Consider the following 23,341-nt stretch of genomic DNA (forward strand, 5'->3'; position numbering starts at 1 on the left):
CGGTCCGGTCCAGAAGGTGCGCCCGGTCGCGGTCGTCGAGCTCGCCGCGGAGCCGGTGGCGGATATCGCCGCCGCGGTGCGGGAGACCGCGGGCATCGGATTCGATGTGGCCGAGCAGGTCCCGGTGCGGATCCGGCTGCTGCGCGCGGCCACCGACGATCACACGCTGGTGCTGGTGGTGCACCACATCGCCGCCGACGGTGTGTCCATGGGCCCGCTCCTGCGCGATCTGATCATCGCCTACGCGGCCCGCCGCGAGGGACACGCACCGCAGTGGGCACCCTTGGCGGTGCAGTACGCCGACTACGCGCTGTGGCAGCAGCAGATGCTCGGCGACGACGCCGATCCCGCATCGGTGGCCGCGCGGCAGCTCGAATTCTGGACCGCCGAACTGGCCGATCTGCCCGCGCAGCTCGATCTTCCGGCGGACCGTCCGCGTCCGGAGCAGGCCTCCTATCGGGGCGCGGTCCACGAATTCGGCATCGACGCCCGGCTGCGTGCCGATATCGACCGCCTGGCCGCCGAGACTCGCTCCACCCCGTTCATGGTGCTGCACGCCGCGCTCGCCGCCCTGCTGGCCCGGCTGTCCGGCACCACCGATATCGCCATCGGCACCCCGGTCGCGGGCCGTGGTGCGGCCGAACTGGACGATCTGGTCGGCATGTTCGTCAACACCCTCGTGCTGCGCACCGATGTGCCCGCCGGGCTTCCGTTCGCCGATCTGCTCGCCCATGCCCGCGACCGCGATCTGCGCGCCTTCGCCCACAGCGACGTCCCGTTCGAGCGTCTGGTCGAGGTGCTGAACCCGGCCCGCTCCCAGGCCAGGCACCCGCTGTTCCAGGTGGCGCTGTTCATGCAGAACCTCGGCCCGCTCGCCCTGGAACTGCCGGGACTCACCGCCGAAACGGTGGATTTCGGCGCCGAGTTCGCCAAGTTCGACCTGCAACTCACCATCTCGGATGCCGGCGACGGCTACCGTGCCGAATTCACCTATGCCACCGACTTGTTCGATGCGGCGACGGTCGGCGAGTTCGCCGTGAAGTTCCTGCGGCTGCTGGGTGCCGCACTCGCCGACCCGGCCACGCCGGTCGGGGATATCGAGCTGCTGGACGCCGGCGAACTGGACTACGTCACCGCGAGCTGGAATGCCAGCGGCCACAAGGTGGCCGACCGTTTCCTGCACGAGGGTTTCGACAACCAGGTGCGCCGCAGCCCGAACGCCCTCGCCCTGGTGGCCGAGGATCCGGTGCCGGTCGAGCTGACCTACGCGCAGCTGTCCGAGCGGGTCAACCGCCTGGCCCGCTTCCTGATCGGTACCGGCGTGGGCCCGGAATCGCTGGTGGTGCTGGCGATGCCGCGTTCGGTGGAGCTGGTGGTGGCCATGTACGCGGTGGCGCGGGCCGGCGGCGCGTACGTGCCGGTGGACCCGGCGCATCCGGTCGAACGGATCGGCCACATCCTCGACACCGCACGGCCGCACTGTGTACTGAGCACGCGGGCGGCGGGTTTCGCGGCGGCGACGGAAGCGCCGGTGCACCTGTTGGACGCGCTGGACCTGTCCGAGGTGCCCTCGCGCGCCATCGCCGAGAGCGAGCGCCGAACCCCGTTGCGCCCCGATCATCCGGCGTACGTGATCTTCACCTCCGGCTCGACCGGCAAGCCCAAGGGCGTGGCGGTGCCGCATCGCGCCATCGCCAACCAGCTGGCCTGGATGGAGCACGAGTACCGCCCGCGCACCGGCGATGTGTATCTGCAGAAGACCGCGACCACCTTCGACGTGTCGCTGTGGGGCTATTTCCTGCCGCTGCGCACCGGCGCGACCCTGCTGCTCGCCGCGCCCGACGGGCATCGCGACCCCCGCTACATCGCCGAGACGATCGCGCGCCACGGTGTCACCCTGACCGACTTCGTGCCGTCCATGCTGACGGTGTTCGCCGCCCACGCCCGCCGCGAGGAGCTGGACTCGCTGCGCGATGTCTTCGTCATCGGCGAGGCGCTGCCGCCGGAGACCGTGACGGCGTTCCACGCGGTGAGCGACGCCGGACTGCACAACCTCTACGGCCCGACCGAGGCCGCGGTCTCGATCACCTACCGTGAGGTCACCGCGGCCGATGCGCCGCTGGTGCCGATCGGTGAACCGGAATGGAATTCGCAGGTTTACGTGCTGGATTCGCGGCTGCGTCCGGTTCCGATCGGGGTGCCGGGCGAGCTGTACCTGGCCGGCGAGCAGCTGGCGCGCGGCTACCACGGCCGCGTCGACCTCACCGCGGACCGGTTCGTGGCCAATCCGTTCGAGTTCGACGGTGCGCGGATGTATCGCACCGGCGATCTGGTGCGCTGGACCGCCGACGGCGAACTGGTGTATCTGGGCCGCGCCGACTTCCAGGTGAAGTTCCGTGGACAACGGATCGAACTGGCCGAGATCGAGAGCGCGTTGCTGGCCGATCCGCGGGTGAGTCAGGCGGCGGCGCGGTTGGTCAGCGGCGCGGAGGGGGATTTCCTCGCCGGTTACGTCATCGCGGCGGTGGGCGCGGACCTGGACGTCGCCGAGCTGAAAGATTCGCTGTTCCAGCGGCTTCCCGCGTACATGGTGCCGACCGCGGTGGTCGAGTTGACGGAGTTCCCGCTCAATACCAGCGGCAAGCTCGATCGTAAGGCGCTGCCGGTGCCGACCTTGCGGACGGTGCGTTTCCGCGCGCCCGTCGACGCCGATCAGCGGCTGGTCGCCGAGGTGTTCGCCGAGGTCCTGCGGGTGGAACGGGTCGGCCTGGACGACGATTTCTTCGCCCTCGGCGGCAGCTCGCTCGACGCCACCCGGGTCACCGCGCGTGCCGGTGCGGTGGCCGGTGTGCGGATCCCGGTGCGCGCGCTGTTCGACGCCCCGACCGTCGCGGGCTTCGCGGCCGCCGTCGCGGAACTGCGCGCCGGAGCACACCCGCGCCCCGCGCTGACCCGCCGCGAACGTCCCGAGCGCATTCCGCTCGCGCCCGCCCAGCAACGGCTGTGGTTCCTCAACCGCCTGGAAGCCCAGGGCTCGGCGGCTACCGGCGTCTACAACCTGCCGGTGGTCTTGCGGTTGACCGGAACTCTTGATCCGCGAGCCATGCGGCAGGCTGTGCTCGACGTGCTGACCAGGCACGAATCACTGCGCACGCTCTACCCGGAGAGCGAGTCCGGGCCCTATCAGTCGATTCTGCCCGCGGCGGCGATCGGCCTCGACGTGCCTCCGGTTGCGGTGCGCTCCCGCGATATCGCGGCGACGGTGGCCGCCATCGCGCGCGGCGGATTCGACGTGACCACCGAACTGCCGGCGCGGGTCGCGCTGCTGGCCGTCGACGGCACCGACGAACACCTGCTGGTGTTCGTGGTCCACCACATCGCCGCCGACGCACTGTCGCTGACGCCGCTGGTGACCGATCTGATCGCCTCCTATACGGCACGGGTCGCCGGCACCGCACCCGAACTGCCCGAACTTCCGGTGCAGTACGCCGACTACAGCCTGTGGCAGCGCGAGCTGCTCGGTGCCGCCGACCAGCCCGGCGATCCGGCCCATCAGCAACTCCGGTTCTGGCATGCGGTGCTCGACGGGCTGCCCGCCGATCTGTCGCTGCCCACCGACCGGCCGCGTCCGCCACAGCCGACACAGCGCGGTGCCGTCGTCGAGTTCGCCGTCACCGCAGCAATTTCCGAGGGGCTGCGCGCCCTCGCGCGTCGGGCGAGCGCCTCCCTGTTCATGGTCGTGCACGCGGCGTTCGCGGCGACGCTCGCGCGGCTGAGCGCCACCACCGACGTCGTCGTCGGGACCCCGGTGGGCGGGCGCGGCGCACGTGAGCTGGACGCGCTGATCGGCATGTTCGTCAATACCGTCGTGCTGCGCAGCGAGGTGCGGCCCGAGGCCACCTTCACCGAACTGCTCGACGCGGTGCGCGCCACCGACCTCGCGGCCTTCGCCCATGGCGAGCTGCCGTTCGAGCAGCTGGTCGACAGCATGGATGTCGACCGGAGCAGCGGCGCGCATCCGCTGTTCCAGGTGATGCTGAGTTTCGGTGAGCAGCGCGCTGCGGCCGAGGCGATCGAGTTGCCCGGGCTGCGGGTGCAGCCGGTGGACATCCCCGACGAGACCGTCAAGTTCGATCTGCATCTGGTGGTCACCGACACCGGTGACGCCGCCCTGACGGGCAACCTGCGCTACGCCACCGATCTGTTCGACGCCACCACCATCGAATCGCTGACCGTGCGTTTCCTGCGCGTACTCACGGCCGTCAGCCAGGATCCCGAGGTCCGGGTGGGCGATATCGAGCTGCTCGACCCGGCCGAGCGCACGCGGATCCTCACAGCCTGGAACGACACCGTCCACCCGGTCCCCGCCGGGACCCTCGCGGACCTGTTCGCCGAGCAGGCCGCCCGCACCCCGGACGCTCCTGCGATCACCTTCGACGGGGAAATCGCCGAGCGTACTTCCTCCGGCCAGAACACGGCCTCCGGTCGGCCGGAGCCGGCACCCGTCGGGCAACCGTCGGCGAGCTCGTTGGACGACCAGGTGCGCGCCGAGGAAGAGCACTCGGCCCGCAGCGCGCACCGGTTCGGGTCGGCAGCCGGCGACACCCTCTCCTACGGCGAGTTCGCCGCGCGGGTCAACCGGCTCGCCCGGTATCTGATCGCGCACGGCGTCGGCCCGGAAATGCGGGTCGCGCTGGAGATGCGCCGGTCGATCGACCTCGTGGTCGGTATGTACGCGGTGACCGTGGCCGGCGGCGCCTATGTGCCGCTCGATCCGGATCATCCGGTGGAGCGCACCGCGCACATCCTCGAAACCGCCGCACCGCTGTGCGTGCTCACCTCCGATATGGATGCGGAACTCCCGGTCGAGGCGATCCGCATCGATCGCCTCGACCTCGCGCCGTACTCGTCGGCTCCGGTGACCGACGCCGACCGTCGCGCTCCGCTGCGCGCCTCGAACACCGCGTATGTGCTGTTCACCTCCGGTTCCACCGGCCGCCCCAAGGGGGTGGCGATGAGCCACGGCGCCATTGTGAACCGGCTGCGCTGGATGCAGTCGGCGTACGTGGCGATCGACTCCACCGACGCGTTGCTGCAGAAGACGCCCGCGACCTTCGACGTCTCGGTGCCGGAGTTCTTCTGGCCCTTGCAGGTCGGGGCCCGGATGGTGCTCGCCAAGCCCGACGGCCACCGCGACCCGGCCTATCTGGCCGACCTGATGCGCCGCGAATCCATCACCGTCGCGCATTTCGTGCCGTCCATGCTGGCCGCCTTCCTCGCCGAAGAGCCGGTAGACGTCCCGGCGCTGCGGCACATCTTCTGTTCCGGGGAAACCCTGCCCGCCGCCATCGCGCATCGCGCCCGCGCGCTGACCGGCGCCCGCGTGCACAACATGTACGGCCCCACCGAAACGGCCGTGGAGATCACCGCGCACGAGGTGACCGATGCCGACGACACCGTGCTGCCCATCGGCGGGCCGGTGTGGAACAGCCAGGCTTACGTCCTCGACAGCCGGCTGCGCCCGGTCCCCGCGGGAGTGCCCGGTGAGCTGTACCTCGCCGGTGCCCAGCTCGCGCACGGCTATCTGGGCCGCCCCGACCTGACCGGCGACCGTTTCGTCGCCAATCCCTTCGGCGCTCCAGGCTCCCGCATGTACCGCACCGGCGATCTGATGTCGTGGACCGCGGACGGTGAATTGAACTTCCTCGGCCGCACCGACTTCCAGGTGAAGGTGCGCGGCCTGCGCATCGAGCTGGGCGAGGTCGAGGCCGCGCTGCTGGCATTGCCTGCGGTGGCCCAGGCGGTTGTCCTGGTGCGCGACGATCACGGGTCCGGTGCCCAGCTGGTCGCGTACCTGGTGCCCGAGGCCGCCGCGGACACCGTTACCGCGCCCAGCACCGATATCGAGTCCATCCGCGCCCAACTGGCCCGGGTGCTCCCCGCCTACATGATCCCCACCGGTTTCGTCGTGCTCGACGCGTTCCCCGTGAACGCCTCCGGCAAGCTGGACCGCAAGGCGCTTCCCGCTCCGGTCGCGGCACTGGTCGAGTTCATCGCTCCCGAGGGCGCCGCGGAAACCCTGGTGGCCGAGCTCTTCACCGCGCTGCTCGGCGCACCGCGGGTGGGTGCAGGCGACGACTTCTTCGGCTCGGGCGGCAACTCGCTCATCGCCACTCAGCTGGCCTCGCGCCTGAGCAAGGCCACCGGCAGGCAGGTGCCGGTGCGCGCGATATTCGACGCCCCGACCGTCCGCGAGCTGGCCCGCCTGATCGAGGCGGACGCGCCGGCCATCGCGCCGGACCTCCCGCCGCTGACGGCTCAGGACCGCACCGCGCCCATCCCGCTGTCCATCGCCCAGCAGCGCATGTGGTTCCTCAACCGCTTCGATGCCGCGAGCGCGGGCTACAACATTCCCTTCGCACTGCGGCTCACCGGCCCGCTCGATGTGGCGGCCCTGAACGCGGCCATCGAGGACCTCATCGCCCGCCACGAGACGCTGCGGACGCTCTACCCCGAACACGATGGCACCGCCTCGCAACTGGTGCTGCCCGCCGCTGCCCGGGCGCTGACGCTCGAGCCGCGCACGGTCACCGTTGCCGAGGTGCCGCACCTGGTGGCCACGGCCGCCGGGACAGGTTTCGACGTGACCAGCGAGGTGCCGCTGCGCATCGAGCTGCTGCGGCTGACCGGGCCGACGGAACCCGTCGACGACAGCGAGACCCATGTGCTGCTGTTCGTCATCCATCACATCGCCGCGGACGGCTGGTCCTTCGCCCCGCTCACCCGTGACCTGGCGCTCGCCTACCTCGCGCGGTCCTCCGGCACCACACCCGAATTCGCGCCGCTCCCACTCCAGTACGCCGATTTCGCGCTCTGGCAGCGCGCTGCCCTCGGCCGTCCGGACGATCCGAATTCCATGCTGTCCCAGCAGCTCACGTACTGGATCGAACGCCTCGCCGACCTGCCCGACGTGATCACGCTGCCCGCGGACCGCCCACGTCCCGCGGTCGCGTCCCATCGCGGCGCCGCGCTCACCGCACGTCTCGACGCCGAACTGCACCGCCGCGTCCAGAATTTCGCCACCGACCATCGCGCCACCCCGTTCATGGTGTTGCATGCCGCGTTGGCCACCCTGCTGTCGCGGCTGGCCGGCACCGATGACGTCGTGATCGGCACGCCGGTGGCCGGTCGCGGTGATCAGGCCCTCGATGATCTGGTCGGCATGTTCGTCAACACACTGGTGCTGCGCACCCGGGTGCGCCCGGACGTCACCGCCGCCGAGCTGCTCGCGCAGGTCAGGGCCGTCGATGTGGCCGCGTTCGAGCACGCCCACGTTCCGTTCGAGCAGTTGGTCGACGCCCTGAACCCGGTGCGTTCCCAGGCCCACGCCCCGCTCTATCAGGTGGCGCTGACCCTCCAGAATCAGGCCGCACCGGACCTGCGCCTGGACCGGCTCGCCATCAGCGCCCTCGACGTGGACGCCGCGCCGATTCAGCTCGATCTGGACTGGACGCTGACCGACCGCTATGCCGCCGACGGCGCCCCAGACGGCATCGACGTGCACCTGCACTACGCGCTCGACCTGTTCGACGCCGACACCGCCGCCCGCTTCCTGGCGGGCTTCGAGCAGGTGCTGCGTGCCCTGGTCGACACTCCGGACGCACGCGTCGGCGATCTCGATCTGCTGTCGCCTGCCGAACGCGACCTGCTGCTGGCCGAAGGCAATGCCACCGATCAGGTGCTGCCCGCGGAAACCCTGGACGACCTGTTCGCCGCCCGGGTCGCCGCTACCCCGGATGCCGTGGCGATCCGTTTCGAGGGTGTGGCCCTGACCTATGCCGCGCTGGGTTCGCGGGTGAACCGCTTGGCCCGCAGGCTCATCGCCGAGGGCGCGGGCCCGGAGACGATCGTCGGCCTCGGCGCGCTCCGCTCGATCGACATGCTGGTGGCGATGTACGCGATCGTCCGGTCGGGCGCGGCCTATGTCCCGATCGATCCCGATCATCCGGCCGAGCGGATCGCGCAGGTCATCGCCGGAGCGGCGCCGCTGCTCGTGGTGCGGGCCGGTGGTGCCCGGCTCCCGGAACTCACTGTGCCCGTGCTGGATTACCCGACGCTGGATCTGTCCGAGGTCGATGACGCGCCGGTCACCGATGCCGACCGCAGGCATCCGCTGCGCCCGGACAACGCCGCCTACGTGCTGTTCACCTCCGGCTCCACCGGCCGCCCCAAGGGCGTGTCGATCTCCCATCGGGCGATCACCAACCAGCTGCGCTGGCTGGAATCCCGGTACGAGATCACCGGACGCGACCGCCTGTTGCAGCGCGCCCCGCTGACCTTCGACGTCTCGGTATGGGAATGCTTCCTGCCGGTCGTGGTCGGCGCGCCACTGATCGTCGCCCGTCCGAGCGGCCATCTCGACCTGGACTACCTGTCCGGCCTGCTGCGTGCGCACCGCATCACCTTCGCCGAGTTCGTGCCGTCGGTGCTGGCGGCGCTCATCGGTGAAGGCATGGGCGATGCGCTCGCCTCGCTGCGGCACCTGCACTGCGGTGGTGAGGCCCTCACCCCGGATCTGCTGGCCGCGCTGCGCGCCGATGTCCCCGGCGCGGTGCACAACTCCTACGGACCCACCGAGGCCGCGATCTCGGCGGTGTTCCACGAATTCACCGATCCGGACTCCGAATCGGACCGGGACGTGGCGATCGGGCGGCCCTGCTGGAACACCCGCGCCTACGTGCTCGACTCGCGGCTGCGCCCGGTACCGATCGGCGTCACCGGTGAGCTGTATCTCGCGGGGGAACAGCTGGCACGCGGATATCAGGGCCGGGCCGCGCTCACCGCGGAACGCTTCGTCGCCGACCCCTTCGGCGCGCCGGGACGGCTGATGTACCGCACCGGCGATCTGGTGCGCTGGAACCGGAACGGCGATCTGGTGTACCTGGGCCGCAATGATTTCCAGGTGAAGCTGCGTGGTCAGCGCATCGAGCTGGGGGAGATCGAGGCGGCGCTCACCGCGATCGCCGGGGTGCGGAACGCGGCGGTGGTCGCGGCCCGCGATGCGTCGGGGCAGGACTGCCTCGTCGGCTACGTCAGCGGTGACGCGCTGTCGGCCGAGGTGGTGCTGGACGAGGTGCGCGGCCGGCTGCCCGCCTACATGGTGCCCGCGCATCTGATGGTGCTCGAACAGATGCCGCTCACCACCGCGGGCAAACTCGACCGCAAGGCGCTGCCCGCCGTCGAGGTCGCCGCCGCCGGTCCGGCCTACCGAGCCCCGCGCGAAGGTGCCGAAGCGGTGCTGGCCGCGCTCATCGCCGATCTGATCGGCGCCACCACCCCGGTCGGCGCCGATGACGACTTCTTCGCCCGTGGCGGCAATTCCCTGCTGGCCATGCGGCTGGTGGCCCGAGCCAATGCGGCGCTGGGTTCGGCGCTGACGGTGCGCGAGGTGTTCGAGGCGCCGACCGTCGCAGGCCTCGCGGCGCGCGTCACCACGGAGTCGGCGGCGCGTCCGGAACTCGTGGCCGGCCTGCGGCCGGACCGGATTCCGTTGTCGCTGGCACAGACCCGGATGTGGCTGCTCAACCGGATCGACCCGGAGTCGGCGGTCTACAACATCCCGATCACCATCCGGTTGACCGGTGCGCTGAACGTGCCCGCCCTGGAGAAGGCACTGCGGGACGTGGTGGCTCGGCACGAATCGCTGCGCACGATCTTCCCCGCCGACGCCGAGGGGCCCACCCAGGTGGTGCTCGACCGCGTTCCCGCCGGCGAACTGAGCCTGCGCCCCGTCGAGGTGTCCGAGGCGGACCTGAGGGATGCGGTGCTGGCCGCCGTCTCCGGTGGGTTCGATCTGCGCACCCGTATCCCGGTCCGCGCGGCGCTGCTGCGCGCCGCCCCCGACGATCATGTGCTCGCGGTCGTGGTCCACCACATCGCCGCCGACGGCGTCTCGACCGCGCCGCTGGCCCGCGACCTGATGACGGCCTACACCGCCCGCACGGCGGGCGCCGAGCCCGGCTGGTCGCCGCTACCGCTCCAGTACGCCGATTTCACGCTCTGGCAGCACGCCGCGCTCGGTTCGGCCGACGATCCGGATTCGGTGCTGGCCGCCCAGATCGCGCATTGGCGGCAGGAACTCGCGGGTCTCGCGCCCGTGCTGGAACTGCCCACCGACCGGCCGAGGCCGGCCGTGGCCTCGGGGCGCGGCGCGGCGGTGGAGTTCGTCATCGGAGCCGAGCTGGCTGCACGGGTCGCCGAACTCGCTACGTCCCACGGTGTTTCAACGTTCATGGTGGTGCACGCCGCCTACGCGGCTCTGCTGGGCCGGTTGGCAGGCGTGGACGATATCGCCATCGGCACCCCGGTCGCGGGGCGGGCCGAGGAAGCGTTGGACGATCTGGTCGGCATGTTCGTCAACACGCTGGTGCTGCGCACCCGGGTCGATGCCGACAGGTCGTTCGCCGATCTGCTCGCCGAGGTCCGCGCGGCCGATGTGCGTGCCTTCGCCCATGGCGAGCTGCCCTTCGAGCGGCTCGTGGAGGAGCTCGATCCGGTGCGCTCGCAGGCACATTCGCCGATCGTGCAGACGCTGCTCACCTTCGAGCACCGCGAGGACACCGTGCTGCGGCTGCCCGGGCTCGAGGTCGCCGCGTATCCCATCGACAACCGGGTCGCGCAGTTCGATCTGGCGCTGGAACTGAGCGAACAGGCCGACGCCTGCGCCACCGTCCTGCGTGGTGTGCTGCGCTATGCCACCGACCTGTTCGACCGGTCCACCGCGCGGTCGGTGGCCGAGCGGTTCGTGCGGCTGCTGGAGGCCGTCGTCGCGGCGCCGGAGCTGCCGGTGGGTGATATCGACCTGCTCGGTGAGGCCGAACGCCGCGCGCTGGAACACTGGAACGACACCGCGCACCCGGTCGACCCGGCGGCGACGCTGGTCTCGATGTTCGAGGCGCAGGTCGCCCGAACCCCCGACGCGACCGCGGTGACCTTCGAGACGGCGGGCATGTCGCGCGGCCGTATCAGCTACGCCGAGTTCGCGGACCGGGTGCACCGCGTGGCGCGCTGGCTCGTGGATCAGGGCGTCGGCTCGGAATCGGTGGTCGCGCTCGGTATGCGCCGGTCGCTGGATCTGGTGACGGCCATGTACGCCGTCACCGCCGCGGGCGCGGCCTACCTGCCGCTGGACCCGGACCATCCGGCCGAACGCACCGAGTACGTGCTCACCACCGCCCGCCCGGTATTCGTGCTCACCTCCGGTCTCGATCTCGACGCCGGCGTCACCCGTCAGGTGCGGATCGACCGGCTCGATCTGTCCGGCTACGCCACGCACCCATTGACCGCCGCCGACCGCATCGGCACGCTCACCTCCGGTTCCACCGCCTACATCATCTTCACCTCCGGCTCCACCGGCCGTCCCAAGGGCGTCGCGGTGCCGCATCGCGCCATCGTCAACCGGCTGGTGTGGATGCAGGAGCAGTACGCGCTGACCGCCGCCGACACGGTGGTGCAGAAGACCCCGGCCACCTTCGATGTGTCGGTGTGGGAGTTCTTCTGGCCGCTCCAGGCCGGCGCTCGGCTGGCGCTCGCCCGGCCCGACGGGCACCGCGACCCGGCCTACCTGGACCGCCTGATCCGCGAGGAGCAGGTCACCGTCGCCCACTTCGTGCCGTCGATGCTCGCGATGTTCCTGGACGCTCGGGCAGCCGACGATGGGCGTTGCGGCGGCCAGGGCGCGGGCCAGACCCTGCGCCTGCTGTTCGCCTCCGGCGAAGCTCTGCCCGCCGCCACCGCGCAACGCGCCCGCGACCTGACCGGCGCGGCCGTGCACAACCTCTACGGCCCGACCGAGGCCGCGGTCGACGTCACGTTCCACGAGGTCTCCGATGACGACCAGACCTCCGTGCCGATCGGCCGCCCAGTGTTCAATACTGCACTGCTGGTGCTGGATTCGCGCTTGCGGCGAGTTCCGCCCGGCGTCGCGGGTGAGCTGTACCTGAGCGGTGCGCAGCTGGCCGCCGGATATGTGGCCAGGCCCGAGCTGACGTCGGAGCGTTTCGTCGCCAACCCGTTCGGCGCGCCCGGCGAGCGGATGTACCGCACCGGCGACCTGGTGCGGCAGCGGGCCGACGGCGAGGTGGAATACCTGGGCCGCACCGATTTCCAGGTCAAGCTGCGCGGCCTGCGCATCGAGCTGGGTGAGATCGAGTCGGCGCTCACCGACCTCGACGCCGTGCGTCGCGCGGTGGTCGTGGTGCGCGCGGACGCACGGCTCGGCGACCAGCTGGTGGCCTATATCGTCGCGGCCGACGGCGGCCTCGACACCGACGCGATCCGTACGGAACTCGCCGCCGCGCTGCCCGGGTACATGGTGCCCGCGGCGTTCGTCGTGCTCGACGAGTTCCCGCTGAACTCCTCCGGCAAGCTCGACCGCGCCGCCCTGCCCGCCCCGCGGTTCACCGCCGCACCGTTCCGTGCGCCTGCCGCGGGCCTGGAACAGACCGTGGCCGCTCTGATGGGTGAGTTGCTCGGACGCGAGACCGTCGGCGCAGACGACGATTTCTTCGCCCTCGGCGGCAACTCCCTCATCGCCACCAGGCTGGCCGCCCGGCTCGGCGCCGAGATCGACGCCGAGATCCCGGTGCGGCTGCTGTTCGAGGCGCCGACGGTCGCCGCGCTCGCCGCGCGGGCGGGAGGATTGCGTGGCAGCGGCGCCACGACGGCGCCGACCCGCAGGGAACGCCCGGACACGGTGCCGCTGTCGCTCGCTCAGCAGCGCATGTGGTTCCTCAACCGGTTCGATCCGGACGAGACGGTCAACAACATCCCGATCGCGATCCGGCTCACCGGCGGCCTCGATACGGCAGCCTTGACCGCCGCCGTCGCCGATGTGGTGGGCAGGCACGAAACACTGCGTACGGTCTACCCCGATATCGGCGGGGTCGGCAGCCAGCGGGTGCTCGATGCCGGGCAGGTGCCGCCCATCGTCGCACTGGACGCGCGGCATGCCGCCGAGGCCATCGCCGAATTCGTCGGCACCCCGTTCGATGTGACGAGCGAGGTCCCGGTCCGCATCGGCCTGGCCCGGCTCGACGCCGATGACCACATCCTGGTGCTGGTCGTGCACCACATCGCGGCCGACGGATACTCGATGGCACCGCTGGCCCGCGATATCGCCACCGCCTACGCCGCCCGCGTCGCCGGCCGCACACCGAGCTGGCGCGAGCTGCCGGTGCAGTACGCCGATTACGCGCTGTGGCAACGCGAAACGCTCGGCGCCGAAGACGATCCGGCATCGCCCGCCGCCACCCAGCTGGCCTACTGGCGGCACCGCTTGCGTGGCCTGCCCGCCCAGCTCGACCTGCCCGCCGACCGGCCCCGCCCGGCCATCGCCTCACACGCGGGCGCCACCGTCACCATCGGCCTGAGCGCCGAACTCGGCGACCGCATCGCGGCACTGGCCGCGCGCACCGGCAGCACCCCGTTCATGGTCGTGCACACCGCCTTCGCCGTGCTGCTGGCCCGGCTATCGGGTACCTCCGATATCGCGATCGGCGCACCGGTAGCCGGCCGCGGTGACGCCGCGCTCGACGACCTGGTCGGCATGTTCGTCAATACCGTGGTGCTGCGCACCGACGTCGACGCGGCCACCGGCTTCGCCGAACTGCTACGCCGGGTGCGCGAGCGCGATCTGGAGGCCTTCGCGCACGCCGAGCTGCCCTTCGAACGCCTGGTGGAGGTGCTGGATCCGCCGCGTTCGCAGGCCAGGCATCCGCTGTTCCAGGTCGCGCTGTTCTTCCAGAATCTGGAACCGGTGCGGCTCGAACTCGACGGGCTCACCCTCAGCGAATACGACCCCGGCCACGACACCATCCGCTTCGATCTGCAACTCACCGTCACCGAGGACCAACTGCGGTTCGGTTATGCCACCGACCTTTTCGACGCCGATACCGTCATCGGATTCGGCACCCGGCTGTTGCGCCTGCTGAACGCGGCGGCAGCGGACCCGGACCTGCCGGTCGGCGATATCGACCTGTTCGGCTCCGGCGAACGCCACCGCGTGCTCACCGAATGGAACGATTCGGCACACACCGCCTACATCCCGGAGCTGCTGCTCGACGAATTCGAGGCGCAGGCCGTGGCCACGCCGGAGGATCCGGCGCTGGTCTACGCCCCCGATGACGGTTCCCCGGCGATCACCCTCGCCTACGGTGCGCTCGACAGCCGCGCCAACCGGCTGGCCCGCCACCTCATCGCGCTCGGTGTCGGCCCGGAATCCCTGGTGGCCTTGTCGATTCGCCGCTCCGTCGACCTGGTGATCGCCATGTACGCGGTGCTGAAGGCGGGCGGCGCGTACGTGCCGATCGACCCCGATCATCCGGCGCAGCGCATCGCCCACATCCTCGGCACCGCGCGGCCCGCCGCGCTGCTGACCACCGAACGCGATCGGATCGACGTCGGCTATCAGGGGCCGACGGTGTGCGTCGACACGGTCGAACTCGAGCTCTCCGACGAGCCGATCACCGCCGAGGAACGCACCGGCGCCCTGCTTCCCCAGCATCCGGCCTACGTCATCTTCACCTCCGGCTCCACCGGAAAGCCCAAGGGCGTCACGATCTCCCATGCGGCGATCGTCAACCAGCTGAACTGGATGCAGCACCGGTATCGGCTCGACGGCGACGACGTCTACCTCCAGAAGACCGCCACCACCTTCGACGTGTCGCTGTGGGGGTACTTCCTGCCGCTGCGGGTGGGCGCGACGGTCGTGCTCGCCACACCCGACGGCCACCGCGATCCCGGCTACTTGGCCGAGGTGATCGGCGGATACGGGGTCACCGTCACCGATTTCGTGCCGTCGATGCTGAGTGTGTTCGCCGCTGAGGTAGCGGCGGCCGGTCAGACCGGCGCGCTGCGGTCGTTGCGGTCGGTGTTCGTCATCGGTGAGGCGCTGCCCGCCGAAACCGTGCGGGCCTTCGGCGCGGTGAGCACCGCCGGACTGCACAACCTGTACGGGCCCACCGAGGCCGCGGTCAGCATCACCTACCGCGAGGTGACCGGCGAGGTCGAGCGCACCGTCATGCCGATCGGCAAACCCGAATGGAACAGCCGGGTGTACGTGCTGGACGCGCGGCTGCGGCCGACGCTGCCCGGCGTCGCGGGTGAGCTGTATCTGGCGGGCACGCAGCTGGCGCGCGGCTATCACGGGCGCCCGGCCATCACCGCCGACCGGTTCGTCGCCAACCCGTTCGGCGCCCCGGGCGAACGGATGTACCGCACCGGCGATCTGGTGCGCTGGGAACACACCGCCGACGGCGCGGAACTGGTGTACCTGGGCCGCACCGACTTCCAGGTGAAGTTCCGCGGCCAGCGCATCGAGCTCGGTGAGATCGAAGCCGTGCTGGCCGCCGCACCCGGCGTCGCGCAGGCCGCGGCCCGCGTGGCCGGTGAGCATCTGGTCGCACACGTGACCACACTGCCGGGCACGGCGGTGCACCAGGACGAGTTGCTGCGGGTAGCGGCCGCCGCGCTGCCGTCGTACATGCTGCCCTCGACGGTCATGGTGCTGGACAGCTTCCCGCTCAACGCCTCCGGAAAGCTCGACCGCGCCGCGCTGCCGGATCCGGTGTTCGATCGCGTCGCCTACCGCACGCCCGTGACACCGGCCGAGCGGCTGGTGGCCGAGGCCTTCGCGGCGGTGCTCGGCGTCGAGCGCGTCGGCCTCGACGACGGCTTCTTCGACCTCGGCGGCAATTCGCTGTCCGCCACCAGGGTGCTCGCGCGGCTGGGGGAGCGGCTGGGCCGGCGGGTGCCGGTGCGGCTGCTGTTCGAAGCGCCCACCGTGCACGGACTGGCCGCCCGCCTCGGCGAGGCCGGTGAGCAGGCCGTCGAACTGGTCGCGGGCCCGCGCCCCGAGCGGATTCCGCTGGCGCCGGTGCAGCGTGGCATGTGGTTCCTCAACCGGCTCGATCCCGCGTCGGCGGCGCACAACATCCCGGTGGCGGTGCGCATCCGCGGCGAGCTCGACACCGCGGCCCTGACAGCGGCCTTCGATGACGTCATCGCCAGGCACGAAGCGCTGCGCACCGTCTACCCCGTCGATGACGCGGGCACCGGCCACCAGGTCGTGCTGCCGGTCGAATCCACGGGCATCGCGTTGCGCCTCGAAACACCGGCCGGTTCGGTCGAGGATCGCATCGCCGAGTTCATCGCAGCCGGTTTCGATGTCACCACCGAGGTGCCGGTGCGCGCGACGCTGTTGCGCGAACACGACACCAGCCATGTGCTCGTCGCGGTGGTGCATCACATCGCCGCCGACGGCTACTCGATGAACCCGCTGCTGCGCGACCTGCTGGCCGCCTACCTGGCCCGCGTCCTCGGCAGCACACCGATGTGGCCGCAGCTGACGGCGCAGTACGCCGATTACGCGCTGTGGCAGCACGCCGGGGTGGCCGCGGTGGCCGACGAGCAGCTGGCCTACTGGGCGCAGACCCTGCGGGACCTGCCCGAAGAACTCGCGCTGCCGATGGACCGGCCGCGTCCGGCCGTCGCCGCCAAGCGCGGGGCGAGCATCCGCGCCCGCATCGGCGGCGAGGTCGGTGCCCGCGTGCGCGAACTCGCGGCCGAGCACCGGGCCACCCCGTTCATGGTGCTGCATGCCGCGCTGGCGGCGCTGCTGGCGCGGTTGTCGGGCAGCACCGATATCGCCATCGGCACGCCGGTGGCCGGTCGCGGCGCCGCGGCGCTCGACGATCTGGTCGGCATGTTCGTCAACACGCTGGTGTTGCGCACCCGGCCCGAGCTCACGCTGACCTTCGCCGAACTGCTCGACCACACCCGCGAGGCCGATGTAGCGGCCTTCGCCCACGCCACGGTGCCGTTCGACCAGGTGGTCGACGCGCTCGGCATCGAACGCACCCAGGCCCGCCATCCCCTGTTCACGGTGGCGCTGAACTACCTGAACACCGGATCCGGCACCTTCGCGGTGCCCGGGCTGGAAGTGACGCCGGTGCCGTTCGACGAGCCGGTGGCCCGCTTCGATCTGCAATTCACCGTCGCCGCCGAACCCGACGCGGACGGGCACCTGGGCATCGAACTCGATTACGCCACCGACCTGTTCGATCGCAGCACCGCCGCCGGACTGCTGCGCCGCTTCGGCCGCTTGCTCGGCGTGCTCACCGCCGATCCGGAACAGCCCATCGGCGCCGCCGAACTGCTCGCGCCGCTCGAACGCGCGCATCTGCTGGCCCGCCGCGGCGCCGCGCCGGTGCCGCCGTGCACGCTGGCCCAGCTCATCGCGGCCGCCGTGGTCTCCGATCCCGGCGCCGTCGCGGTGGTCGAGGGCGAGCGCGAACTGACCTACCTGGCCATGGACGAACAGTCCTCGCGGCTGGCCCGGCTGCTGATCGGCGCCGGTATCGGCGCCGAAGACGTGGTGGCGGTGGCCATTCCGCGCTCGGCCGAATCGATGCTCGCGGTCTGGGCGGTGGCCAAGACCGGCGCGGCGTTCGTGCCGGTCGACCCGACCTACCCGGCCGAACGCATCACCCACATGCTGACCGATTCCGGTGCCGCGCTCGGGCTCAGCACGGTCGCCGCGCGCGCGGGCCTGCCCGGCGACGTGGATTGGCTGGAGATCGACGCCCCCGCCACCGCCGCCCGGCTGCGGCAGGCCAGTGCCGCACCGATCGCCGCCACCGAACTGGTGCGGCGGGTGCGCATCGGCAATCCGGCCTGGATGATCTACACCTCCGGGTCCACCGGCGTGCCCAAGGGTGTCGTCGCCACCCATGCCGGCATCGCCGGAGTCGCGGTGGCGCAACGCGATCGGTACGAGGTCGGCCCGGCGTCGCGGGTGCTGCACGTCGCCTCGCCCAGTTTCGACGCCTCCATGCTGGAGCTGCTGCTCGCGCTCGCCGCGGGTGCCACGCTGGTGATCGCGCCGGCCGGGGTGTACGGCGGTAGCGAACTGACCGCGCTCATCCGCGATCAACGGGTGAGCCACGCGTTCCTGACCCCCGCCGTCCTGCAGACGCTCGACCCCGCCGAACTGGACTGCTTGGTTCGGCTGACCGTCGGCGGCGAATCGTTCGGCCCGGAGGTGGTGCGCCGCTGGGCGGGCCGGCGGCGCGACGTCCACAACACCTACGGTCCGACCGAGACCACCATCATCACCACGATCAGCGCTCCCATGCGTCCGGGCGACCCGTTCGACATGGGCACACCGATTCACGGCATGTCCGCGGCGGTGCTCGACGCACGGCTGCAGCCGGTGCCGGTGGGCGTCACCGGTGAGCTGTACCTGCGCGGCCCCGGCCTGGCCCGCGGCTATCACGCGCGGGCAGCGCTGACCTCCCAGCGGTTCGTCGCAGACCCCTACGGCCCGGCCGGCGGGCGGCTGTATCGCACGGGTGATCTGGTGCGCTGGACGGCCTCCGGCGCGATCCAGTACGTCGGCCGCTCCGACCAGCAGGTGAAGGTGCGTGGGCTGCGGATCGAGCTGGGGGAGATCGACGCCGTGCTCGCCGCGCATCCGAGCGTGGAGTACGCGGTCACCGTCGGTCATACCGGCAGCGCGGGCATGGTGTCGCTGGTGTCGTATGTCGTTGCCGCACATGGCCACGTCATCGACACCGATGCCCTCACCGCGCATGCCGCCGAATCGCTGACGGCCTACATGGTGCCGAGCGCCATCATGGTCCTCGATGAGCTGCCGCTGACTCCGGTCGGCAAGCTGGATCGGAAGGCATTGCCGGAACCGGAGTTCCGCACCGCCGAATTCCGCGCGCCGACCACGGACACCGAGCGCACGGTGGCCGCGGTCATCACCGGCGTGCTCGGGCTCACGCCCGCCGAGACCGACGCCTCCGCCGATGCGGCGGTCTCGGAAAAGCCGCTCGTCGGACTCGATGACGATTTCTTCGCCCTCGGCGGGAACTCGCTCACCGCCACGCAACTGGCCGCCAGGCTGGGCAGCGCGCTCGGCGTCTCCGTCGGTGTGCGGACCATCTTCGAGAACCCCACCGTCGCCGCGCTCGCCGCCGTCCTCGATGACGCTCGCGGCGGCGCGGAACCGGCCCGCCCGGTGCTGGCCCGGCGCACCGGCGACGGTCCTATCCCACTCTCGCTGGCTCAGCAGCGCATGTGGTTCCTCAACCGGCTCGACCGCCAGTCCACCGCCTACAACATCCCGCTGGCGGTGCGGCTGTCCGGTGCACTCGACGTCGCCGCGCTCAATGCCGCCATCACCGATGTGGTAGCCCGGCACGAGGTGCTGCGCACCGTGTATCCGCAGCAGCAGGACGGCCCGGTGCAGCTGGTACTGCCGATCGAGCGGGCGGGTACGCCGGTGCTGGCGCCGATCGCCGTCACCGCCGACGATCTCGGCGCCGCCGTGGCGGACTTCGTCGGTGACGGTTTCGACGTCACCGATACCGTGCCGATCCGGGCCCGGCTGCTCGCCCTCGCCCCGGAAGAGCATGTGCTGGTAGTGGTCGTGCACCACATCGCCGCCGACGGCTCCTCGCTGGCCCCGCTGGCCCGCGATGTCATGCTCGCCTACGCCGCCCGCAAACGCGGCGCCGCACCCGACTGGGCTCCGCTGCCGGTGCAGTACGCCGACTACAGCCGCTGGCAGCGCGAACTGCTCGGCAGCGAGGACGATGCCGATTCGCTGATCTCGCGTCAGCTGGCATTCTGGACCGACGCCTTGGCCGGGCTACCCGCCCAGCTCACCTTGCCCACCGACCGGCCACGGCCGGCCGTGGTGTCCACCAAGGGCAGGCACCTCGATTTCAGCATCGACGCCGCCCTGCACGCCCGGCTCACCGAACTCGGCCGCGCGGCGGGCGCGACATTGTTCATGGTCACCCACGCCGCCTTCGCGGTGTTGCTGGCTCGGCTGTCGGGCACCACCGATATCGCGGTCGGCACCCCCGTCGCCGGACGCGGTGAGGCGGTCCTGGACGAGCTCGTCGGCATGTTCGTCAACACCCTGGTGCTGCGTGCGCAGATCGAACCCGCGGCCGGGTTCACCGAGCTGCTCGACCGGGTGCGCGCCGCCGACGTCGCCGCCTTCGCGCACGCCGATGTGCCGTTCGAGCGGCTGGTGGAGGTGCTCAACCCGGAACGCTCCACCGCACGCCATCCGCTGTTCCAGGTCGGCTTCTCCTTCCACAACCAGGTCGAAGCCGATTTCGCACTCGACGGATTGACCGTCACCGCAGCGGATTTCGATTCCGAGGTCGCCCAGTTCGATCTGCACCTGGTGGTGACCGACCGCTACCACGCCGACGGCACCCCCGCCGGGATGGCCGCCTCGCTCACCTACGCCACGGCGCTGTTCGACGAGTCGACCGTCGCCGGATTCGCGGGCCGCCTGCACCGGCTGCTCACCGCCATCTGCGCGGCACCGCGGACCCCGGTCGGTGATCTGCCGCTGCTGGATCCCGCCGAATCCGAACGAGTGCTGCGCGCCTGGAACAGCTCGGCCCACGCATTCGCCCCGGCACTGCTCACCTCGGGCTTCGAGGCGCAGGTGACCCGCACGCCGGGCGCGATCGCGGTGCTCACCGCCGACACCGCCCTCACCTACGCGGACTTCGCCGCCAGGATCAACCAGGTGGCCCGGGTGCTCATCGACCGCGGCGTCGGACCGGAAACCCTGGTGGCACTGGCGATGCCGCGCAGCATCGATCTGCTGATCGCCATGTACGCGGTAGTGACGGCGGGCGGCGCGTACGTCCCGCTCGACCCGTCGCATCCGCTGGACCGCACCGCCGCTGTGCTCGCGGCGGCGACACCGGCACTGGTTCTCAGCTCGTCTCGGGCGCCGATGCCGCTGCCGGAGAGCGACACCACGGTGCTCGACATCTGGTCCGCCGACGCCGCCGCTGCCGCCGCCGCACCGGTACGCGCACATGAGCTGCGGGCTCCGCTGCGGCCGACGAACACCGCCTACGTCATCTTCACCTCCGGATCCACCGGCACTCCCAAAGGTGTGGCGGTCCCGCACGCGGCGGTCGCGCATCAGCTCGACTGGACGCAGGCCGAATACGGGCTCGGCGTCGGCGATGCGGTGCTGCAATCGACCTCGGCCGCCTTCGACCTGTCGATCTGGGAACTGTGGTGGGCCACCCGCACCGGCGCCCGCATCGTGCTGGCTCCGCACGGCGCCCAGCGTGATCCGCACCGACTGCTCGATGTGATCGAGCGTGCGGCGGTGACCACGCTGACCCTGGTGCCGTCGCTGCTGGCGATGCTCGTCGAGGCCGCCGGCGAACGTCCGCTGCCCGCCTCGCTGCGCAGGCTCCTGGTGATCGGTGAAGCGCTGCCCGCCGCGACCGTGCGGCGCGTCGCGGCGTGCACCGACGCGCGCATCGACAACCTGTACGGCCCCACCGAAGCGGCCGTGTCGGTGACCCGGTTCCGCACCGAGCGCGGCACCCGGCAGCCGGTCGTACCCATCGGCACCCCCGAATCCGGCAATCAGGTGTACGTGCTGGACGACCGGCTGCACCCGGTGCCCGCCGGGGTGAGCGGCGAGCTGTATCTCGGTGGCGCGCAACTGGCCCGCGGCTACCAGCACCGCCCGGAGCTGACCGCGGAACGTTTCGTCGCGAATCCGTTCGGCGCACCGGGCAGCCGCCTCTACCGCACCGGCGATCTGGCCCGCTGGAACGCCGACGGCGAACTCGAATACGTGGAACGCCGTGACTTCCAAGTGAAGGTCGGCGGTTACCGCATCGAGCTCGCCGAGATCGAACACGCGCTGCGGTCACGGCCCGAGGTGGTCGACGCCATCGTCGTCGCGCATCGCACCGACGGCGAGAACGCCGTGCTGGTGGGTTATTTCACCGCGGCCGAACCGATCGAGGAGGCAACTCTGCGCGCCGCGCTGACGCAGCTGCTGCCCAGCTACATGGTTCCGGCGGCGTTGATGCGGCTGCCCGCGCTGCCGCTGACCGCGAACGGCAAGGTCGATCGCCACGCACTGCCGCGCCCGACGGCCGGCAGCCGGGAGTTCCGTGCCCCGGTCACCGAGCTGGAACGCACGGTGTGCGAGGCATTCGGCGAAGTTCTCGGAGTGGATCCGGACGTGGCGACGCCGGCGCGTATCGGCTTGGACGACAACTTCTTCGAACGCGGCGGCAACTCCCTGCTTGCCACCCGCCTGGCCGCCCGGCTCGGTGCCGCGCTCGGTGAACAGATCCCGGTGGTGTGGTTGTTCTCCGCGCCCACACCCGCCGGGCTGGTCGCTCAGATCGAGCAGCGCCGGGCGGGCCGTGGCCACATCGACACCGACGCCGCCTTCGACGTCCTGCTGCCATTGCGGCCGGTCGGCTCGCGCGAACCCCTGTTCTGCGTGCATCCGGTGGGCGGCGTGGCGTGGTCGTTCGCCGGCCTCGCCGCCCATATCGAACCAGATCGCCCGCTGTACGGGCTGCAATCGCCGGTGCTCAATTCGGCTGAACCGCAGGCCGGTTCGATCGAGGAATGGGCTCAGCGCTACGTCCGGGAGATCCGGGCGGTGCAGCCGGAAGGCCCCTATCACCTGCTGGGCTGGTCACTCGGCGGTGTACTCGCCCACGCCATCGCCGTGCTGCTGCAAGACCAGGGCCAGCACGTCGCCACCCTGGCCATGATGGACAGTTCGCTCACCGGCGAGGTCGATCCGGCCGTGCCGATCCCGGTGGCGGAACTACTCGGCGGCCTGCTCGGCGATGACGCCGACATCGACCTGGAACCCGGCCGGCTGGCCGGGTACCTGTCCGAACTGCCGGAGCCGTTCGCCTCCTTCGGCGCCGACCGGCTCACCAGGGTGCTGGCCTCCGGCACCGAATCGCTGCGCTTGATCGCCCGCTACCACCCCCGTCCCTACAAGGGCGAGCTGGTGTATTTCACCGCAGCGGCCGACGACCCGACCGGCGCCACCGGCGCCGCCACCTGGTCCGACGCCGTCGACGGCACCGTGCACAACCACGCCGTCCAGACCACCCACTGGCGCATGACCACCGATGCCGCGCTCGCCCGCATCGGTCACGTCCTCACCAGCCGCTGGACCGACCACGACCGCGCATAACCCTATCCTTGCGCACTATCGAAAGGCCCCACCGTGACCAACCCGTTCGACAATGACGACGCCCAGTTCTACGTCCTGATCAACGCCGAGGGCGAACACTCCATGTGGCCGACCTTCGCCACCGTCCCCGGCGGCTGGACCATCGCCCACGGCCCGACCACCCGTAAGGCCTGCCTGGACTACGTCGAAGCGCACTGGCTCGATATGCGTCCGAAATCGCTCGTCCGAGCCATGGGGGCGGACGCGAATTGAGATAATCGC

The 23,341-nt window shown here is 71.0% G+C and carries 2 protein-coding genes; both read left to right on the forward strand.

What is annotated here, in order from left to right; all coding sequences use genetic code 11:
• Nucleotides 1–23,080, forward strand: a 23,080-nt coding sequence (locus GV790_RS21070; protein ID WP_256673434.1) for a non-ribosomal peptide synthetase, incomplete at its 5' end; no start/stop codon positions are given.
• Nucleotides 23,081–23,113: 33 nt separating this feature from the next.
• Nucleotides 23,114–23,332 (forward strand): MbtH family protein, encoded by a 219-nt coding sequence (locus tag GV790_RS21075; protein WP_163815218.1) that lies wholly within the window; start codon nt 23,114–23,116, stop codon nt 23,330–23,332.
• Nucleotides 23,333–23,341: the final 9 nt, after the last annotated feature.

Origin of the sequence: Nocardia cyriacigeorgica (assembly GCF_010858045.1) — a bacterium.
GTDB classification, from domain to species: Bacteria; Actinomycetota; Actinomycetes; order Mycobacteriales; family Mycobacteriaceae; genus Nocardia; species Nocardia cyriacigeorgica_E.